This is a genomic window from Arthrobacter crystallopoietes BAB-32 (assembly GCF_000328305.2).
GTDB lineage: Bacteria > Actinomycetota > Actinomycetes > Actinomycetales > Micrococcaceae > Crystallibacter > Crystallibacter crystallopoietes_A.
In genome coordinates this window covers 1-3,055 of sequence record NZ_ANPE02000026.1, presented here as the reverse complement: position 1 = coordinate 3,055, position 3,055 = coordinate 1, and the positions used below count along the sequence as shown (strand labels likewise).

2 protein-coding genes and 1 pseudogene are annotated in these 3,055 nt (G+C 70.3%); all 3 read left to right on the top strand.

Translation table 11 applies throughout. The annotated features are described in order from the left end of the window. A pseudogene (locus D477_RS00670) lies at positions 1-281 on the top strand (urea amidolyase); the annotation flags it as partial. Next, positions 278-2,011 (top strand): acetyl/propionyl/methylcrotonyl-CoA carboxylase subunit alpha, encoded by a 1,734-nt coding sequence (locus tag D477_RS00665; protein ID WP_005266214.1) that lies wholly within the window; start codon positions 278-280, stop codon positions 2,009-2,011. The pseudogene D477_RS00670 and the gene D477_RS00665, both read left to right, overlap by 4 nt. 130 nt (positions 2,012-2,141) lie before the next feature. Continuing rightward, positions 2,142-2,825: a GntR family transcriptional regulator gene (locus D477_RS00660; protein WP_005266213.1), complete on the top strand. Its 684-nt coding sequence runs from the start codon at positions 2,142-2,144 to the stop codon at positions 2,823-2,825. The last annotated feature ends 230 nt before the right edge of the window (positions 2,826-3,055 follow it).

The following is a 3,055-nucleotide window of genomic DNA, read 5'->3' as shown; positions in this document are numbered from 1 at the left end:
CCGCGCCACTGGAGCGGATCCGCGAAGGGGAGCTGCAGAGCGAGGGAGCCGTGGCCGGAGCGCTGCAGGTTCCGCCGTCCGGGCTGCCCGTGCTGTTCCTGGCCGACCACCCGGTGACCGGAGGATATCCGGTGATTGCCGCCGTCGTACCTGAAGACCTGCCGGTGGCCGCCCAGCTGCCGCCCGGCACCACCGTCCGCTTCGTCCTGGTCGATCCGGACACCCTGCAACCCGCCGGCGCCGCCGGCACCGAGAACCAGCCGGAAGGGCGCCGTCCATGAAAAAGGTTTTGATCGCCAACCGCAGCGAGATCGCCGTCCGCGTTGCCCGCGCCTGCGCCGACGCCGGCCTGGAATCCGTGGCGGTGTATTCCGATCCGGACGCGGACGCCCTGCACGTCCGCTGCGCCGATGAGGCCTATGCGCTGGGCGGCCGCACCAGCAAAGAGACCTACCTGGACATCGACAAGCTGATCGACGTCGCCCGCCGCTCCGGCGCCGACGCGGTGCACCCCGGCTACGGCTTCCTCTCCGAGAACGCCGACTTCGCCGAGGCCGTAGGCCGGGCCGGCCTGACCTGGATCGGCCCCTCCCCGGAATCCATCCGCACACTGGGCAACAAAGTCACCGCCCGCGAGATCGCCGTCCGCGCGGGCGCTCCGCTGGTGGCCGGCACCGACAACCCGGTGGCCGGCGCCGCGGAAGTCATCGCTTTCGCCGAAGAACACGGGCTGCCCGTGGCCATCAAGGCGGCGTACGGTGGCGGCGGCCGCGGCCTGAAGATCGCCCGCCGGATGGAGGACATCGAGGACGCTTACGACTCCGCCGTCCGTGAGGCCACCGTCGCGTTCGGCCGCGGCGAATGCTTCGTGGAGCGGTTCCTGGACAAACCCCGCCACGTGGAAGCGCAGGTGCTGGCAGATACCCACGGGAACGTCGTCGTTGTTGGCACCCGTGACTGTTCGCTGCAGCGGCGCTACCAGAAACTCGTGGAAGAAGCCCCGGCGCCGTTCCTCACCGACGAGCAGCGCCGAAACATCCACGAATCCGCCAAGGCGATCTGCCGGGAGGCGGGCTACCACGGCGCCGGCACGGTGGAGTACCTGGTTGCCAATGACGGGACCGTCTCCTTCCTCGAGGTGAACACGCGCCTGCAGGTGGAGCACCCCGTCACCGAAGAGACCACGGGCGTCGACCTGGTCCGCGAGCAGTTCCGCATCGCCGACGGCCTGGCGCTGACCTTCACCGAGGACCCCCAGCCGAACGGCCATGCCTTCGAGTTCCGGCTGAACGCCGAGGACCCCGCGCGCGGTTTCCTCCCCGGACCGGGCAGGATCACGGCCTTCGAACCGCCCACCGGTGCAGGCATCCGGGTCGATTCCGGCGTGCGCAGCGGCTCGACCATTCCGGGCGAGTACGACTCGCTGATGGCCAAGCTGATCGTCCGCGGCGAGGACCGGGCCCAGGCCCTCCGCCGGGCGCGAGTCGCGCTCGATGAGATGGTGATCGCCGGCGTGCCGACGGTGCTGCCCTTCCACCGGGCCGTGGTCGGCAACGCCGCCTTCACCGACACCGAAGCCTTCGGTGTCTACACCACCTGGATCGAGTCCGAATTCGCCGACGAGCTCGCGGCCTCCCCCGAAATCGCCGCCGCCGAGGCCGGCAGCGAGCGCAGCGAACTGACCATCGACGTGGACGGCAAGGCCATGCGCATCGGCCTGCCGGCGCAACTGCTCGAAGCGCTGCTGCACGGCGGCGGTTCCGCTCCGGCGCCGGCCGCGGAGCGCGAGCACCATGATGAGGAGATCCTGCAGGCGCCCATGGACGGCAACCTGGTCAAGTGGCTTGCGGACGACGGCGCGGAGCTCTCCAGCGGGGACCCGGTGGCCGTGCTCGAGGCGATGAAGATGGAAACCACCATCGTCGCCCACCGGGCCGGCACCCTGGCACGCGGAGAGCAGGAGCCCGGCGCCGCCGTCGCACAGGGCGAGGCACTTGGTAGCATCGGTTAGCCCGGCCGCCCGCAGCCGGGACAAATCGATTGGCCCGTAGTGGCTGGATTGGAGCCGGTTTAAGGTGCCAATCCAGCCACTACAGGCCAACAGATTCGCAAAGCAGGCGCCGGATCGCCCGGCGGATGGGATGGACATGTCGTTGAAGGCACCGCTGGAGGGCCTCGCCGCCAGGAGCGAGGCCGCGCACGCGCACACCGCCGCCTGGGTGGCCGAAGCGCTGCGCAGCCGGATCGCGGAAGGCCGGCTGCTGCCCGGCTCCAAGCTGTCCGAACAGGCGCTGGCCGACAGCTTCGGCGTCTCCCGCAACACCCTGCGCGAAGCCTTCACCGTCCTGGCCAGCGAGCACATCGTCACCCGCGTCCCCAACCGCGGCGTCATGGTCACGTCCCCCGGTATCGAGGGCGTCCGCGAAATCTACAGCGTCCGCCGGATCCTCGAGCCCGCCGCCGTGCGCTGGGCCGAGGACATCGACGTCGAGGAACTGGAAGCCATCGTCGCCGAGGCACGGGCCGCCCGGGACAGGGGCGCCGTGGCCGAGATGGCCAACGCCAACCAGCGCTTCCACGAAACCCTCATCCGCGGCACCGGCAGCAAGCACCTGCAGGAGCTCATGACCCGGGTCCTGGCCCAGATGCGCCTGGTCTTCTACGCCATGCGCCACGCCCCCGACTTCCACAGCCACTACGTGGAGCGGAACGCCAAGCTCGTGGCCCTGCTGGCCGGCGGACAGCGCGAAGAAGCCGCCGAAGCCCTGCGCGGCTACCTGGACGTGGCCGAGGCCGAACTCCTGGGCCACCTCGGCGCGGAATAGCTGGCTCCAGCTTCGCCCCGCCCGATGCCTCAGCCGCCAACGGCTAAACCAGGCAAAATGCACGACGCCGGCACTTCGGTTCTGCGGTAACGGAACCAAAGTGCCGGCGTCTCATCTGCCCGGCTGGTGGGGAGGGGCGCGAAGCTGTCAGCCGAGCAGGGCCTGCACGTCCTCGAGGCGCGGGTAGGCGGCCTGGGTGCCCTTCTTGGTGGCGGCGAGGGCGGCGGCGA